The sequence below is a fragment of the Streptomyces griseoflavus genome (assembly GCF_014649995.1).
GTDB classification, from domain to species: Bacteria; Actinomycetota; Actinomycetes; order Streptomycetales; family Streptomycetaceae; genus Streptomyces; species Streptomyces griseoflavus.
This window is the reverse complement of sequence record NZ_BMUC01000002.1, coordinates 42,276-57,668: the sequence shown is the minus strand read 5'-3', so window position 1 is coordinate 57,668 and position 15,393 is coordinate 42,276. Positions and strand designations below refer to the sequence as shown.

10 protein-coding genes and 5 tRNA genes are annotated in these 15,393 nt (G+C 71.5%); 6 read left to right on the top strand and 9 right to left on the bottom strand.

The window, feature by feature from the left end:
• Positions 1–5 precede the first annotated feature (5 nt).
• On the top strand, positions 6–848 hold the full coding sequence (locus IE172_RS06030) for a DUF8083 family protein (protein WP_190096056.1): 843 nt from the start codon (positions 6–8) through the stop codon (positions 846–848).
• Between the two features lie 540 nt (positions 849–1,388).
• Positions 1,389–1,595, top strand: a complete 207-nt coding sequence (gene bldC / locus IE172_RS06025) for a developmental transcriptional regulator BldC (protein WP_003949541.1) — start codon at positions 1,389–1,391, stop codon at positions 1,593–1,595.
• A gap of 437 nt (positions 1,596–2,032) precedes the next feature.
• On the opposite strand, the gene IE172_RS34365 is transcribed toward bldC, so the two are convergent.
• The 7 genes from IE172_RS34365 to IE172_RS05995 form a co-directional block, all read right to left on the bottom strand.
• On the bottom strand, positions 2,033–2,371 hold the full coding sequence (locus IE172_RS34365; protein ID WP_229885822.1) for a DUF6274 family protein: 339 nt from the start codon (positions 2,369–2,371) through the stop codon (positions 2,033–2,035).
• A 44-nt stretch (positions 2,372–2,415) separates the two neighbouring features.
• Positions 2,416–2,490, bottom strand: a tRNA-Asp gene (locus tag IE172_RS06020).
• 93 nt (positions 2,491–2,583) lie between these two features.
• Positions 2,584–6,564, bottom strand: coding sequence for an ATP-dependent RNA helicase HrpA (gene hrpA, locus IE172_RS06015; protein WP_190096055.1), 3,981 nt, complete (start codon positions 6,562–6,564; stop codon positions 2,584–2,586).
• 107 nt (positions 6,565–6,671) lie between these two features.
• Positions 6,672–6,745, bottom strand: a tRNA-Phe gene (locus tag IE172_RS06010).
• Between the two features lie 24 nt (positions 6,746–6,769).
• Positions 6,770–6,844 (bottom strand) — tRNA-Asp (locus IE172_RS06005).
• 37 nt (positions 6,845–6,881) lie between these two features.
• Positions 6,882–6,954 (bottom strand) — tRNA-Glu (locus IE172_RS06000).
• Between the two features lie 80 nt (positions 6,955–7,034).
• Positions 7,035–8,675 carry a metallophosphoesterase family protein gene (locus tag IE172_RS05995; RefSeq protein WP_190096054.1) on the bottom strand — a complete coding sequence of 547 codons (1,641 nt, stop codon included), beginning with the start codon at positions 8,673–8,675 and terminating at the stop codon, positions 7,035–7,037.
• A gap of 84 nt (positions 8,676–8,759) precedes the next feature.
• On the opposite strand from IE172_RS05995, the gene IE172_RS05990 reads away from it, so the two are divergent.
• The 4 genes from IE172_RS05990 (at position 8,760) to IE172_RS05975 (ending at position 12,487) form a co-directional block, all read left to right on the top strand.
• Positions 8,760–9,110 (top strand): metallopeptidase family protein, encoded by a 351-nt coding sequence (locus IE172_RS05990; protein WP_189557072.1) that lies wholly within the window; start codon positions 8,760–8,762, stop codon positions 9,108–9,110.
• A 98-nt stretch (positions 9,111–9,208) separates the two neighbouring features.
• Positions 9,209–9,745, top strand: a complete 537-nt coding sequence (locus tag IE172_RS05985; RefSeq protein WP_190096053.1) for a hypothetical protein — start codon at positions 9,209–9,211, stop codon at positions 9,743–9,745.
• 249 nt (positions 9,746–9,994) lie between these two features.
• Positions 9,995–12,259 (top strand): DEAD/DEAH box helicase, encoded by a 2,265-nt coding sequence (locus IE172_RS05980; RefSeq protein ID WP_190096052.1) that lies wholly within the window; start codon positions 9,995–9,997, stop codon positions 12,257–12,259.
• 155 nt (positions 12,260–12,414) lie between these two features.
• A tRNA-Lys gene (locus tag IE172_RS05975) sits at positions 12,415–12,487 on the top strand.
• Positions 12,488–12,579: 92 nt separating this feature from the next.
• On the opposite strand, the gene IE172_RS05970 is transcribed toward IE172_RS05975, so the two are convergent.
• Together IE172_RS05970 and IE172_RS34360 are read right to left on the bottom strand one after the other, a co-directional pair.
• Positions 12,580–13,659 (bottom strand): inositol polyphosphate kinase family protein, encoded by a 1,080-nt coding sequence (locus tag IE172_RS05970; RefSeq protein WP_190096051.1) that lies wholly within the window; start codon positions 13,657–13,659, stop codon positions 12,580–12,582.
• 109 nt (positions 13,660–13,768) lie between these two features.
• Positions 13,769–15,259 (bottom strand): hypothetical protein, encoded by a 1,491-nt coding sequence (locus tag IE172_RS34360; protein ID WP_229885818.1) that lies wholly within the window; start codon positions 15,257–15,259, stop codon positions 13,769–13,771.
• Between the last annotated feature and the right edge of the window lie 134 nt (positions 15,260–15,393).

The following is a 15,393-nucleotide window of genomic DNA, read 5'->3' as shown; positions in this document are numbered from 1 at the left end:
CAGGCGTGCCCAAGGTGTCCTCGGTGATCGTCCCCTACGCGACGTACCTGCGCGTGTACGAACCGCTGGCCGCCTTCCCCGAGCCGGAACGCGGTCACTGGGCCCGTTACGCCCGCCGCCCCGACCGCCCGTCCTGCCAGGACGAACTCCGCCGGTCGCTGGCCGATCTGGCGCCCACCCCGCCGGTGCCGGTGCCGGTGCACGAGAGCGACGACGCGTTCGTCCTGGAGGCCGACGGCGTCCTCTGCGTCTGCCCCTGGCGCACCCGGCTGCGCGGCTGGCAGGCCCTGGGCGAGCTCGCCGAGGACTTCCCGCTGCCGGTCCTCGACGCCCTGCTCCCCCCGGTCGTACGGCATCAGGCGACCCGGGACTACGAGCGCTGGCTGTCCGGCCATCCCGACGCCCGGCCCTGGATCCGCACGGCGACCTGGCACGTCCCGATCAACTGGTTCGTGCTGTTCGAGGACGGGGAGCGGGAGTACGCCGACGGTTCCGCGGGGGAGGCGCCCGTCCTGCGCTACCGCACCCCCATGGTCCAGGCCCGCCGGCGGGTGGCGCGCGGGCTGCGCGCGCTGCGCGACGCCATGGAGGAGAGCCTGCTGATCGACGGGCTCGAGGACGTCGGACGCTGGCTGGAGGAGTTCCACCCGCGCTCGCTGGTCGAGCTGGACTACGGAGGGCTGGTGCACGCCCTGCCGTCCGGTTCCCTGGAGGGCGACCACTCGGCGGCGGACGTGGCCGAGGGGATCGGGGCGCTGCGGCGCGGCGACGAGGAGGGTGCCGGGGCGGCCTACGGGCGTCTCGTGGAGCGCTGGCGGGCGGTGCGGGACCTGCGCTCGGCGAACTGACGTTTGACCAAACGCCCGTCTTGGGGTTTTGTCTTCGCCCTGGGGGTCCTGAGATTCCGTCAGCGTGAGCCCGGCAACGGACGTAGCTGCCGATCCGGGCGTATGCCCCAAGTGTGTCAAGCGTGATGGACCGCACTTACGCGGCCCTTGCGCCGCTTGCCCACCCTCATGCCAAAATAGGACAAGGAGTCCGGGGAGGGCTCCTCCGTCCTGCTGTGCTCGACTATGGGCGGAATCTTCGCATTGCACGCTTTGGGGGGTCGTGGTGACTCCTGATCGCTGCTGTGACTGATCGTCACAGGGGCGTGACTGTCCGCTATGGCATGGTCCATCGGCTTCCGCGGCTGATGAACACCTGGGAGGGCAATTCCATCGGTTTGGCCGACGTGGCTGGACAGATGGTGTAGTTGTAGTGCCGAGGACAAGCCGTTCGTCCTATAACCGACTCGACTCGCGTCCGCCATTTCGGGCAACGCGGGTCAAGGTGCAGAATTTAGAGGAAAGAACCGAGAAGGTTCGGTTCTCCCGAGGAGGCCGCTCATGACCGCTCGCACCCCTGATGCCGAGCCGCTGCTGACCCCGGCTGAGGTCGCCACCATGTTCCGCGTCGACCCCAAGACGGTCACGCGCTGGGCGAAGGCAGGCAAGCTCACGTCGATCCGCACGCTCGGCGGGCACCGCCGCTACCGCGAAGCCGAGGTCCGCGCACTGCTCGCGGGCATTCCGCAGCAGCGCAGCGAGGCCTGAACAACCGCATGAACCGGGCAGCACCGGCCGGTCCCCCACTGGTCGAGACGCCCGGGAACACAGGCTCCACGCGACGCGGGGACTGCCCCAACAGGCCCTTCGCCCAAGCCGATCGAAGCTTTCCAGGCAACTGAACACGGGTGCGTCGTGGATCGCGCTGGACTCCGCCGGGTCCAGCGCGATCTTTTTTGTGCGCTGTTGGTGGGCCGGCGCGGCCTCGTCCGCGGACGCGCCGGTGCACCGTGCGCGGGCCTGTCGGAGTCTGGGGGCGGATGAGGGATCGCCCGGGTGCCGGCCGGTGCGTACCTCTCCGGGGAGTGCAATGGCACATATTAAATTGACTGGTTGTAGGACGGGTGTAAGTACCGCACTTCACAAAACTCATGCGGTGACACCCGTCACATACCAGTCGGCTTGTTGAGCCTGTGGCATATGCGCTAGAGAGAACGCCCGTTGGGAGCGGGTTGTTCCGCGGCGGGTTGCGAGGGGTGGGGCGGGGCGGCCGGCTCCGGCCTCAACAGGCGGTGGCAGACGGGACGGTGGCGCATCAGGTGCCCGTACGACGATGCGGCCGACAGGTGTGCGCGGAGCAGGGCCCGCGTCTCGTGCCCGGCCGATGCCGCCCTGTGCCACCTCCAGGGGCCACGGGGAGTCGGGCCCTGCTTCCTGGAGTACCGAGGGGCCGCCGGGCCCGTCAAGACGGCGTGGAGCGCCGGAGAGGGCGCACCGGGCCCGGAGCGCGGGGCGGCACGGATCGAGGACGCGTGCCGCGACACACGAGAAGGCCCGCATCTCCGGGAGATGCGGGCCTTCTTCACTGCGGTCCTGACGGGATTTGAACCCGCGGCCTCCACCTTGACAGGGTGGCGAGCACTCCAAACTGCTCCACAGGACCTGGTTTCGCAGAGCCATTCGTGCGTTGCGCTGCGAGAAGGACTGTACAGGAGGGTGAGCCCCCTGGTCGAACTCACCCAGTGTGCGGGCGCGGTTACGGCACCGCCGCGTCGATCGCCTTCACGATCCGCTTGTCCGACACGGGGTACGCCGTGCCGAGCGCGTGGGCGAAGTAGCTGACCCGCAGCTCCTCGATCATCCAGCGGATCTCCAGCACCTCGCGCGGAACGGGCCGCCCCTGCGGCATCTGCTCCAGCAGCCACGCGTACTCGTCCCGCATCTCGTGGACCTTCGCCATCCGCGTCGTGTCCCGCTGCGCGTTCGCCGGCATCTGCTGGAGCCGGCGGTCCGCGGCCACCAGATACCGCATCAGGTCCGGCAGCCGCCGCAGCCCCGCCGCCGTCACGAAGCCGGGCCGTACGAGCCCGTCCAGCTGCGTCCTGACGTCCTGCAGGTTCGCCAGCAGCGCGGGGCTGCGTACGCCCTTCAGACGGCGCTCACAGGCCTGCCAGGCGGCCAGCACCTGCTGCACCTGGCCGACCGCGCGGACCGTCGTGTCGACGATCTCGGCACGGACCTTGTCGAACAGCTTCCGGAACGACTCCTCGTCCCAGACCGGTCCGCCGAAGTCCGCGATCAGCTTGTCCGCCGCGGCCGTCGCGCAGTCGTCGAACAGGGCCTGCACCGACCCGTGCGGATTCGCCGAGAGCGCCAGCTTCTGCGGGTTCGTCAGCTTCTCGGAAGCGAACTTCGCGGGGTTCACCGGAATACCGAGCAGGATCAGCCGCCGGGTGCCCTTCCACATCGCCTCCGTCTGCTCGGCCTCCGAGTCGAACAGCCGCACGGAGACCGAGTCGCCGTCGTCGACGAGTGCCGGATACGCCTTCACCGGCTGGCCGGCCCGGCGGGTCTCGAACACCCGGGTGAGGGAACCGATCGTCCAGTCCGTCAGGCCCGTGCGCTCCAGCGACTCCCCGCCCTGCCGCTGCGCCGTCGCCGCGGCCGCCTGGGAGAGCGCCTTGCGCGCCTTCGGCCGCAGCCGGAGCTTCAACGCCTCGAGGTCCTTGTCCTCGGCGAGTGTGCGGCGCCGCTCGTCGACGATCCGGAACGTCACCTTCAAGTGGTCGGGGACGCGGGACCGGTCGAAGTCCTCCGCGTCGAAGGGCACGCCGACCATGCGCTTGAGCTCGCGGGCCATCGTGACCGTCAGCGGCTCCTGCAGGGGAACCGCCCGCTCCAGGAACGCCTTGGCGTAGTTCGGCGCGGGCACGTAGTTGCGGCGGATCGGCTTGGGCAGCGAACGGATCAACTCCGTGACGACCTCTTCGCGCAGACCGGGGATCTGCCAGTCGAAGCCCTCGTCCGTCACCTGGTTCAGCACCTGGAGCGGGATGTGGACGGTCACACCGTCGGCGTCCGCGCCCGGCTCGAACTGGTACGTCACCCGGAACTTCAGCGGGCCCTGCCGCCAGGAGTCGGGGTAGTCGGCCTTGGTGACCGCCTCGGCCGACTCGCGGATCAGCATCTCGCGCTCGAAGTCGAGGAAGTCCGGCTGCTCGTGCCGCTTGTGCTTCCACCACGAGTCGAAGTGCGCCCCCGACACCACGTGTTCGGGGATCCGCTGCTCGTAGAAGTCGAACAGGGTCTCGTCGTCGACCATGATGTCCCGGCGCCGGGCGCGGTGTTCCAGCTCCTCGACCTCGGTCAGCAGCTTGCGGTTGTCGGCGTAGAACTTGTGGTGCGTGCGCCAGTCGCCCTCGACCAGCGCGTTGCGGATGAACAGCTCGCGGCTGACCTCCGGGTCGATCCGCCCGTAGTTCACCTTGCGCTGCGCGACGATCGGCACGCCGTACAGGGTGACCTTCTCGTACGCCATCACGGCCGCCTGGTCCTTCTCCCAGTGCGGCTCGCTGTAGGTGCGCTTGAGCAGGTGCTCCGCGAGCGGCTCCACCCACTCCGGCTCGATCTTCGCGTTGACCCGCGCCCACAGCCGGGAGGTCTCCACCAGCTCGGCCGACATCACGAACCGCGGCGGCTTCTTGAACAGCGCCGAGCCCGGGAAGATGGCGAACTTGGCGTTGCGCGCCCCCAGGTACTCGTTGCGGCCGCCGTCCTTGCGGCCGCCGCCCTGACCGGTGTCCTTGGACTCCTTCACGTCCTTCATGCCGATGTGCGAGAGCAGGCCGGACAGCAGCGACACGTGGATGCGGTCCTCGGCGGCGTCGTCCTCGTTCAGATGGATGCCCATCTGCCGGGCGACCGTCCGCAGCTGCGTGTAGATGTCCTGCCACTCGCGGATCCGCAGGAAGTTCAGGTACTCCTGCTTGCACATCCGCCGGAACGACGACGAGCCGCGCTCCTTCTGCTGCTCGCGGACATAGCGCCAGAGGTTGAGGAAGGCGAGGAAGTCGCTGGACTCGTCGCGGAAGCGGGCGTGCTGCTGATCGGCCTGTGTCTGCTTGTCCGCCGGCCGCTCGCGCGGGTCCTGGATCGACAGCGCCGCCGCGATGACCATGACCTCACGAGCGCAGCCGTTGCGGTCCGCCTCCAGCACCATGCGGGCCAGCCGGGGGTCGACCGGCAGCTGCGCCAGCTTCCGGCCGGTCGGGGTGAGCCGCTTGCGCGGGTCCTTCTGCGCCGCGTCCAGCGCGCCCAGCTCCTGGAGCAGCTGGACACCGTCACGGATGTTGCGGTGGTCCGGCGGGTCGATGAAGGGGAACTTCTCGATCTCGCCCAGGCCGGCCGCCGTCATCTGGAGGATCACCGAGGCGAGGTTGGTCCGCAGGATCTCCGCGTCGGTGAACTCCGGGCGGGTCAGGAAGTCGTCCTCGCTGTACAGCCGGATGCAGATGCCGTCCGACGTACGGCCGCAGCGGCCCTTGCGCTGGTTGGCGCTGGCCTGCGACACCGGTTCGATCGGCAGCCTCTGCACCTTCGTGCGGTGGCTGTAGCGGGAGATGCGGGCGAACCCGGGGTCGATGACGTACTTGATGCCCGGCACGGTGAGGGACGTCTCGGCCACGTTGGTCGCCAGAACGATCCGGCGACCGGTGTGCTGCTGGAACACCCGGTGCTGTTCGGCGTGCGACAGCCGGGCGTACAGCGGCAGTACCTCGGTCGACCGGTACCGCTTCTTCGTCAGCGCGTCCGCCGTGTCGCGGATCTCGCGCTCACCGGAGAGGAAGACCAGGATGTCGCCGGGCCCCTCCGCCATCAGCTCCTCGACCGCGTCGGTGATCGCGGTGATCTGGTCCCGGTCGGAGTCGTCGGAGTCCTCCTCCAGCAGTGGCCGGTAGCGGACCTCCACGGGATACGTGCGCCCGCTGACCTCGATGATCGGCGCGTCACCGAAGTGCCGGGAGAAACGCTCCGGGTCGATGGTCGCCGAGGTGATGACGACCTTGAGGTCCGGGCGCTTCGGCAGGAGCTGGGCGAGATAGCCGAGCAGGAAGTCGATGTTCAGCGACCGCTCGTGCGCCTCGTCGATGATGATCGTGTCGTAGGCGCGCAGCTCGCGGTCGGTCTGGATCTCCGCGAGCAGGATGCCGTCCGTCATCAGCTTCACGAACGTGGCGTCCGGGTTCACCTGGTCGGTGAAGCGGACCTTCCAGCCGACGGCTTCCCCGAGCGGCGTGTCCAGCTCCTCGGCGACCCGCTCGGCCACCGTGCGGGCGGCGATGCGCCGGGGCTGGGTGTGCCCGATCATGCCCCGGACGCCCCGGCCCAGCTCCATGCAGATCTTCGGGATCTGCGTGGTCTTTCCGGACCCCGTCTCACCGGCGACGATCACGACCTGGTGATCCCGGATCGCCTCGGCGATCGCGTCCTTCTTCTGGCTGACCGGCAGCTGTTCCGGGTACCGCACCTCCGGCACCCGGGCACGGCGGCCCGTCATCCGCTCCTCGGCCGCGGCGATGTCCGCCCTGATCTCGGTGAGCACGGCTGCGCGGGCCTCCGGCTTGCGGATCTTGCGGGCACCCTCGAGCCGCCGTCCGAGCCGGTGCGCGTCACGCAGCGACAGCTCGGTGAGGCGGGAGGCGAGGGAGTCGAGAGCGGGGGCAGAGTGCGTAGACATACGGACTCCAGGATCTCATCCCGCGAAAATTCGCGGCCAACGATTTTGACGGGGCACGTCGTCGGGGCACACAACAAGGCCCCGATCGATGATCGGGGCCTTTGCTGTGGCTGGGGCCGGGGTCGAACCGGCGACCTATCGCTTTTCAGGCGATCGCTCGTACCAACTGAGCTACCCAGCCGCGGTGTTTCACGTGAAACACCAGCGGTCCTGACGGGATTTGAACCCGCGGCCTCCACCTTGACAGGGTGGCGAGCACTCCAAACTGCTCCACAGGACCAAGCGTGTCGTACGACAGTGTCGCACAGGGTGGTGCGTGCCCCCAACGGGATTCGAACCCGTGCTACCGCCTTGAAAGGGCGGCGTCCTAGGCCGCTAGACGATGAGGGCTATCGGCCCGCCTGGGCGCTTCTCAGCGCGTCGGGGACGTGAGAAGCATATGGGATGGCGGGAGGGATCGCCAAAACGGTTTACGGCGCGGGCGTCGAGCGGCTTCCGGGGGAGGGCGACGGCGGGGTGGTCGCGGGGGTGCCGGAGGGGGAGGGCGAGGTACTGCCCGAGGGCGACGGCGAGGTCTTCGCGCCCGGCTGGTTCTCCTCCGGCAGGTGGCGGCTGACCTCCGCCGTCGTCAGTCCGAGCCCGCCCAGTTCGATCGAGTCCCAGGCCTGGAGGCGGCGGTTGTCGCGGTCGAAGTAGAGGATCGACGCCTCGATGGGGTCGGGGTACGTGCCCTCGATGGCCCGCAGGCCGCTGCCGCCGGTGGAGCCCTCGACGCGCAGCCGGGTGCCGTACCGCATGACCTCGGTCTCCTCGCGGTGGATGTGGCCGGCCAGCACCAGGGGCACGGTGCCGTCGACCTCCCGGGCGGCCGACGGTTCGTGGGCGAGCGCGACGTCCACCGGGGTGCCGGCGGCGCGCTGGTCGCGCAGGGCGGAGGCGAGGCGGGCGCCCGCCAGTTCCTGGGACTGCTCGGCGCCGGTCCTGGTGGAGCGGTCGGGCGTGAACTGTGGGTCGCCGATCCCGGCGAAGCGCAGGCCGGCCACCGTCTTCGCCCTGCCGTCGTCGAGGACGTGGACGTTCTTCAGGCCCTCCAGGTAGCGCTGGGTGACGCGGGAGTCGTGGTTGCCGCGGACCCAGACGTAGGGGGCGCCGAGATCTTCGATGGGATCCAGGAAGCCGTTCTCGGCGGCGGTGCCGTGGTCCATGGTGTCGCCGGTGTCGACGATCACGTCCACCCGGTACTGCTCCACCAGCGAGGCGATGATCTTCCAGCTCGCCGGGTTGAGGTGGATGTCGGAGACGTGCAGGACGCGGAGGGTGGTCGGGTCGGGCTGGTAGGCGGGGAGGGTGGAGGTGGCGTCGTAGAGCTTGGTCACGTTGGTGACGAGGCGGGCCAGCTCCTTCTGGTAGACGTCGAACTCGGTGACGATGCTGCGCGCGTCGCCGACCAGGGACGGGGCGGAGGAGAGCAGGCCGGAGAACCTGGGCTCCAGGACGGAGTCCGGGTTCCAGGTGGCGTAGGCGGTGCCGCCGGACGCGGCCAGCAGGGTGAGGGCGAGCCCGCCGGCGGCGAGGGCCCGGCGGGGACGGCGGTAGACGAGCAGGCCGAGGGCCGTGGCGCCGGTGACGACGGCGACGCAGGAGCGCACGGCGAGGTCCGCGGTGCCGTGGGCGATGTCCTGGGTGACCTCGTCCTGGAGGCCGGAGAGGCGTTCGGGGTGGTCGACCAGGGCCTGGGAGCGTTCGGGGTCGAGCTGGTCGACGTTGACGTCGAGGCGTACGGGGGCGGTGTGGCTGTCGAGCTGGAGCGCGCCCAGCGGAGAGACGTTGATCTTGGTGCCGCCGGTGAGGGAGGGGCGCAGGGTCATCGTGGTGTTCATGGGGCCGACGGGGACCCGCACGTTGCCGACGACGAGCAGTCCGAGCCAGGCGCCGAGGACGACCACGGCGACGAGACCGGCGGCGCGCGCCCAGGGCCCGTGCCCGGGGCTGAGGACGACCGTCGTGGCCGCGGGCGCGGTCCGCCGGGAGCGGTGGCGGCGGGTCAGGGCCCGCGGGACCCGTCGGATGCGGTGGACGGCGTTCGTGACGGCGGAGGGGGCGCGGACCATTGGTGCCGTATGCCCCAGCCGCGGGCGGGATATGCGGGTGTCCCGCGCATCTCGTACGGACGGCCCGTGCCCGACAATGGCTCTGTGCTGGAGATGACGCGCGAGATGTTCGAGGAACTGGTCTCCGAGGCGCTGGACCGGATTCCGCCGGAGCTGATGCGGCTGATGGACAACGTCGCGGTGTTCGTCGAGGACGAACCGCCGGCGGACGACCCGGAGCTGCTCGGGCTGTACGAGGGGACTCCCCTGACGGAGCGGGGCGAGTGGTACGCCGGGGTGCTGCCGGACCGCATCACCATCTACCGGGGGCCGACGCTGCGGATGTGCGAGTCCCGGGAGGACGTGGTCGCCGAGACGGAGATCACGGTGGTGCACGAGATCGCGCACCACTTCGGGATCGACGACGCCCGGCTGCACGCGCTCGGGTACGGGTAGGCCGTACGCGCCCGGTGTGAACGGGCCCGTGCGCGTGTCTTCTTGCGGGTGGCGGGAGTTGGGGTTGTTGACCCTGTACTCCCAACGGAGGTGGCCCCGTGCGCCGCTTGTACGTACCCGTCCGCCTGGCCGTCACGTTCGTCGCCGTCGCAGCCGCCGCCGGCTGTGTGAGCGTGGGTGAGGACGGAGGCGGGGCCGCCGGGCCGTCGCACTCGACGAGCAGGACGGGCGGGCAGGCCCCGGAGGGGGGCGCGGCCGGTACGGGCGGCGGATCCGGGTACGGCGCCGCCGCCGACGGCGAGCGCCCGGGCGGCGGGGGCAAGGGGCGCGAGGGCGAGGACGGGAAGGACGGGGCGGGGAAGCGGGCGTCGGCCGAGGCGTCCCCGTCCGCGAGGGCGAGCCGGTCCGCTCCGGCCGACGGCGGGCCCGGCGGTGTTCCGGGCCCGGCCCCCGACGAGGGCCCCGCCGTGCCGGAGCCCACCCGGACACCGGATCCGGAGCCCACACCGACGCCGGCCGAGCCGTCACAGCAGCCGGAGCCGACCCAGGCCGAGCCGTCCTCCTCGGCGCACGAGCCGCCCGGGACCCAGTTGGCACGGCGGGAACCGGCACCGGAAGCGGGGGCGCCCGTCTGAGACCCGCTCTCCCGCTGCCGTGCCCCCTCCGACCCCGCGCTCACCAGCCGATTTGCTTCCAGGGGGTCGAGGTGCGTATGGTGGCAGATCGTTTGATCCTATTTGCCCGGCGCCACTGCAGAGCGCGCCGTGTGGCGCGTACTCTCCCTTACCGTGGTGGACCGCATCGAGGCGGTCGTCATTTGCGAATCGCGAATCACGGAGTTGACGGGCGCGTGCCGAAGAGACTCCGGAAGGTTTCGCATTCGTATGCCCATCGCCAGTACTGATCACGTCGTCGTGCCCGAGAACGCCGAGAACGCGGCGGACACCGACATCGACGTCACCACCGAGGTGACGGCCCCCGAGCCCACCTTCGCCGACCTCGGCCTGCCCGAAGGCGTCGTGCGCAAGCTCGCGCAGAACGGCGTGACCACCCCCTTCCCCATCCAGGCCGCGACCATCCCGGACGCCCTGGCCGGCAAGGACATCCTCGGCCGCGGCCGCACCGGCTCCGGCAAGACCCTCTCCTTCGGTCTGCCGACCCTGGCCACCCTGGCCGGCGGCCGCACCGAGAAGCACAAGCCGCGCGCCGTCATCCTGACGCCGACGCGTGAACTCGCCATGCAGGTCGCCGACGCGCTCCAGCCGTACGGGGACGTCATGGGCCTGAAGATGAAGGTCGTCTGCGGCGGCACCTCGATGGGCAACCAGATCTACGCCCTCGAGCGCGGCGTCGACATCCTGGTCGCCACCCCGGGCCGTCTGCGCGACATCATCAACCGCGGCGCCTGCTCGCTCGAGAACGTGCAGATCACCGTGCTCGACGAGGCCGACCAGATGTCCGACCTGGGCTTCCTGCCCGAGGTCACCGAGCTGCTCGACCAGGTCCCGGCGGGCGGCCAGCGCATGCTGTTCTCCGCGACCATGGAGAACGAGATCAAGACCCTCGTCGACCGCTACCTGAACAACCCGGCGACCCACGAGGTCGACGCGGCGCAGGGCGCGGTGACGACCATGTCGCACCACATCCTCGTCGTGAAGCCCAAGGACAAGGCGCCGGTCACCGCGGCCATCGCCTCCCGCAAGGGCCGCACCATCATCTTCGTCCGCACCCAGCTGGGCGCCGACCGCGTCGCCGAGCAGCTGCGCGACGCCGGGGCGAAGGCCGACGCCCTGCACGGCGGCATGACCCAGGGCGCCCGCACGCGCACGCTGGCGGACTTCAAGGACGGTTACGTCAACGTCCTGGTCGCCACCGACGTCGCGGCGCGCGGCATCCACGTCGACGGCATCGACCTGGTCCTGAACGTCGACCCGGCCGGTGACCACAAGGACTACCTGCACCGCGCGGGCCGCACGGCGCGGGCCGGCCGCACCGGCACCGTCGTCTCCCTGTCCCTGCCGCACCAGCGGCGCCAGATCTTCCGGCTGATGGAGGACGCGGGCGTCGACGCCACGCGCCACATCATCCAGGGCGGCGCGGCCTTCGACCCGGAGGTCGCCGAGATCACCGGTGCCCGGTCGATGACCGAGGTCCAGGCCGAGTCGGCGGGCAACGCCGCCCAGCAGGCCGAGCGTGAGGTCGCCCAGCTCACCAAGGAGCTGGAGCGGGCCCAGCGCCGCGCCTCGGAGCTGCGCGACGAGGCCGACCGCCTGGTCGCCCGGGTCGCCCGGGAGCGCGGCGAGGACGTCGGGACGGTGGTGGCCGAGGCGGCCGCCGTCGCGCCGGCCGATGCCGGGACCGAGGTGACCCTGCCGGAGCAGCCGACCGCGCAGGACGTCGAGCGGACCGAGCGCGTGGAGCGCACGGAGGCCGCGGCGCCGTACGAGCGGCGCGAGCGCCGTGACGACCGCCGTGACGACCGTGGGGACCGTGGTGGGTTCCGTCGTGACGAGCGTCGTGACGGTGACCGTGGTGGGCGTTCGTTCGAGCGTCGTGACGGTGACCGTGGTGGGCGTTCGTTCGAGCGTCGTGACGACCGGGGCGGTTTCAACCGTGACCGCGACCGCGGCGGTTTCCGCCGTGACGACCGTGGTGACCGTGGGGACCGTGGTGGTTTCCGTCGTGACGAGCGTCGTGACGGTGACCGTGGTGGGCGTTCGTTCGAGCGTCGTGACGGTGACCGTGGTGGGCGTTCGTTCGAGCGTCGTGACGACCGGGGCGGTTTCAACCGTGACCGCGACGACCGCGGTGGCTTCCGCCGTGACGACCGTGGTGACCGTGGGGACCGTGGTGGTTTCCGTCGTGACGACCGTCGTGACGGTGACCGTGGTGGGCGTTCGTTCGAGCGTCGTGACGACCGGGGCGGCTTCAACCGTGACCGCGACCGCGGCGGTTTCCGCCGTGACGACCGTGGTGACCGCGCCGGCCACCGCGGCAGCGACCGCCCGTTCAACCGCGACCGTCAGGGCGACCGCCCGGGCTTCCGCTCCGGCGGCCACGACCGCCCGTACGGCCGTCGTGACGACCACCGCGCCGGCGGCTCCTTCGGCCGCCGCGAGGACAAGCCGCGCTGGAAGCGCAACGGCTGACACGGCCTCACCCGGCCGACCGGAAGGGCCCCCGCGACACCTGGTCGCGCGGGCCCTTCCGCGTTTCCCGCGGGGACACGTCCGGGCCCGCCTCACCGATACCCGATCGGAGACCCGGCCACGTCCCGCTATGCTCGGGGAGGCAACATCGCCAAGGGCCCTTAGCTCAATTGGCAGAGCAGTGGACTTTTAATCCATTGGTTGTGGGTTCGAGTCCCACAGGGCCTACCGGCGGCGGGCGGGAGCACGGCTCCCGGACCGCAGGACGACGCCCCGACCGGTTCCGACCGGCCGGGGCGTTCGTCGTCCGCGTCGCCGGGTCAGCGCCTGGGGCCCGCGGGATTGGCCTGGCCCTGCGTCCGCGTCGTCACGGGGGCCGCGGAGGGCTGGGAGTGCGTGCCGCGCGCGTGCGCCTGCGCGGGGTTCATCGTCGCCTGCGCGGCCTTCGCCGTGCGGACCCGGGTGGCGTCCTCGATGAGGTGGGTCATCCCCGAGATGAACTGGCGCCGGTAGGTGTCCTTGAGGCTCGTCAGGTCGCGGGCGGGCGCCTGCCCGCCGCCGAGGCGGGGGCTGCCCTCGGGGCTGGGGGACGGGCTCTGCTTGAAGGGCCGCTGCGCGTCGATCGCGTGGGCGAAGTCGATGAGCCTGGCGTCCACCCGGGTCTCGCCGTTGCTCGTGCCGTGCACCGAGAACACGCTGGCCGCGACGAAGCCCAGGTCGGAGTTCTGGGCGGCGTCCTTGATGGCCTGCATCCTGGTGATCAGCCCGTCCCACACGGCGGGGTCGTCGGAGAACCTGCTGAGGATCTCCGCCGACTGCGCGCCGTCCAGGACGCGGTTCCCGCTCGCGTCCGAGCCCGCGACGACGCGCCACCCCCGCCCGGTCGAACCGGTGGCCAGGTCGGCGAAGACGAACTTGAAGCTCTTGAATCCGGCCTCCAGCACGGACTTGTCCTGCTGGGCCCGGTTCTCCCGGTAGCTCGTCGTCGACCTGCCGATCTTGGTGTCCAGGGTCTTCGGACCGTCCAGACCGGCGGTGATGTTCTCGATGTAGATGTTGCGCCGGTCGTCCAGCGCGGCGCTCTCCGCGGGGCTCAGCTGGTCACCCAGTGCGGCGCGCACCTGCTCGGCCGTGTACGAGGCCGGAACGACCGGCGTGAACTGCGGGTACTCCCCGGCGCGCACCCGCCGGTAGAACTCGTTCTCCACGTTGTCGTACGGGGCCGGCTTCTCCAGGATCTGCCGGGCGTCGCCGAGCGGCCTGATCCCGCCGTGCCCGCCCTGGTTGACGTTCGGCTCCGGGGAGGCGGACCGCCGGCCCTCGAGGGCCGCGGCCGCCTCGGCCTCCGCGATGGTCGGGAACGTCCGCTCCTCGTAGGTGACATCGGGCGGCGTGGTCATGGGGGTCTCCTGTCGCGTGCTCCGCTGGTACGTCGACAGCACTACGGACGGCCGCGCGGAGCGGGTTCAACGCGCGGGGACCGGCCGGTGAGCGGGTACGTGACGCGGGTCATACCGTGAGGCGGACCGCCTCCAGCCAGGAGTCGTTGGTGAGCGTGCCGCCGAAGAGGAAGCCGGGGCGGGCGTCGGCGCAGGTCTGCCCGCCCCAGTCGGCGCCGCGCACCCGGGTGGTCTGGCAGATCCGGCCGCTGCCGACGTTCACGGCGAAGCCCAGCATGTCCGGGGCGTCGCGCTCGGTGCTGCCGACGTAGTTGTTCCGGCCGTCGGCGATGACGGCCGTCCACTTCGGCTTCCACACGCCCTTGCCGTCCTTGGACCCCGGACGGTGGACGAAGGCGTTCGCGGCGGATCCGCCGGTGCCGTGCACGGCGATGTTGAGGGCCTTGACCGGGCGGTCCTGTCCCGACGTCCCGGCCAGGGTGCCGTCGCACACCGGCTTCTGCCAGCCCTTCCCGGAGACGTAGGCGCGGTAGCAGATGTGGCGGCCCGAGGGGTCGTTCGCGGCGAGGCGCTTCACGGCGTCGGCGGCGGTCTCCTGGGCGGGTTTCGCGGTCACCGTGGCGGTGGCCCGTGGTGGCCTCGCGGTCACGGTGACGGTGCTCTTCACGTCGGGCTTCGCGGCCTTTCCGCGCCCGGGCGTGCCGCTGGGGCGGGCGGACTCGGTGGGCGGGGGCGGCGGGACGGTGCGGGAGGACACCGAGACGGTCGGCAGGGGTTCAGCGGCCGAGGGGGACGCCGGCGTCTCGTGGCTGGACCGGGCGTTCTGCCGCCGGTCCTCCTCCTCGTCCGCTCCGCCGCTGCCCAGCACGGCCAGCGGAGTGATGACGAGGGCCGCCACGATCAGCGCCATGGGGCCGACGACCAGCGGCCGGTTCAGCAGGCGGGGCGGCGCGTACTCGTCGTCCGACTGGCGCGGCCCGCCCTTGCGGCCGGCCTTCGTACCGGGTGAGGGGGAGGGGGCGGAACGGGCGGGCGGCGCCCCGACCGGCTGCCGCCGCGGCGCGTCCGCCTCGCGGCCGTACGCGCCGGACGACGCGGCGGACGACGCAGCGGACGCGCCGGACGCGGCGGATCCGCCGGGGCCGCCGTCACGGCCGGGGCCGCCGCTCCCGGGTCCGACGCCGTCCGGTCCGCCCGGCCGGACCGCCGACGATGACGACGCCGGCGGTGGCGGCGGGGACGCCGGAGCGTCCTCGGCCGGCTGCTCCACGAGCCTGCTGGAACCGTCCGGCGCGACCTCGACCAGGGCCACGTAGTCCGCCGAGGGGTCGGATATGGACGCCGTGACGGTGGCGTTGTGGCGGTCGGCGTGCGCGTGCAGCGCGTCGAGGATCGCCGCGTCGAGCGCCTCCCCCTCCGCCACCGGTACGGGCCGGCCGTCGATGGACGCCGAGCCGTCGGCGGAGATGACCACGGCGAAGCGCGGTGCCGGCCCGGGGCCGTCCGGGGCCGTCTCCGTACCGTCCGGGCTCCCCGGCCCTGCGGGCCGGTCGTGCCCGTCCTGCGGCCTCGGTCCGCCCGTTCCCTCGTCCCGGCTCATGTGTGTGTCCCTTCGTCGGCGAACGGTTCCGGCAACGCGGGGCCGCCCACCCCTGCGCCGCGCGGTCCCCGCGTACCGCAACGGCCGCCGGGGCCCGCCGGGTTCAGTCCCGCGCCGTCCGAGCGGCGGAACGG

What these genes read in the sequence shown, in the direction of transcription:
- bldC (WP_003949541.1), top strand. Translation starts at nt 1,389, where the DNA reads ATGACCGCTCGCACCCCTGATGCCGAGCCGCTGCTGACCCCGGCTGAG.
- IE172_RS34360 (WP_229885818.1), bottom strand. Translation starts at nt 15,259, where the DNA reads ATGAGCCGGGACGAGGGAACGGGCGGACCGAGGCCGCAGGACGGGCAC.
- IE172_RS05970 (WP_190096051.1), bottom strand. Translation starts at nt 13,659, where the DNA reads ATGACCACGCCGCCCGATGTCACCTACGAGGAGCGGACGTTCCCGACC.
- hrpA (WP_190096055.1), bottom strand. Translation starts at nt 6,564, where the DNA reads ATGTCTACGCACTCTGCCCCCGCTCTCGACTCCCTCGCCTCCCGCCTC.
- IE172_RS05980 (WP_190096052.1), top strand. Translation starts at nt 9,995, where the DNA reads ATGCCCATCGCCAGTACTGATCACGTCGTCGTGCCCGAGAACGCCGAG.
- IE172_RS05995 (WP_190096054.1), bottom strand. Translation starts at nt 8,675, where the DNA reads ATGGTCCGCGCCCCCTCCGCCGTCACGAACGCCGTCCACCGCATCCGA.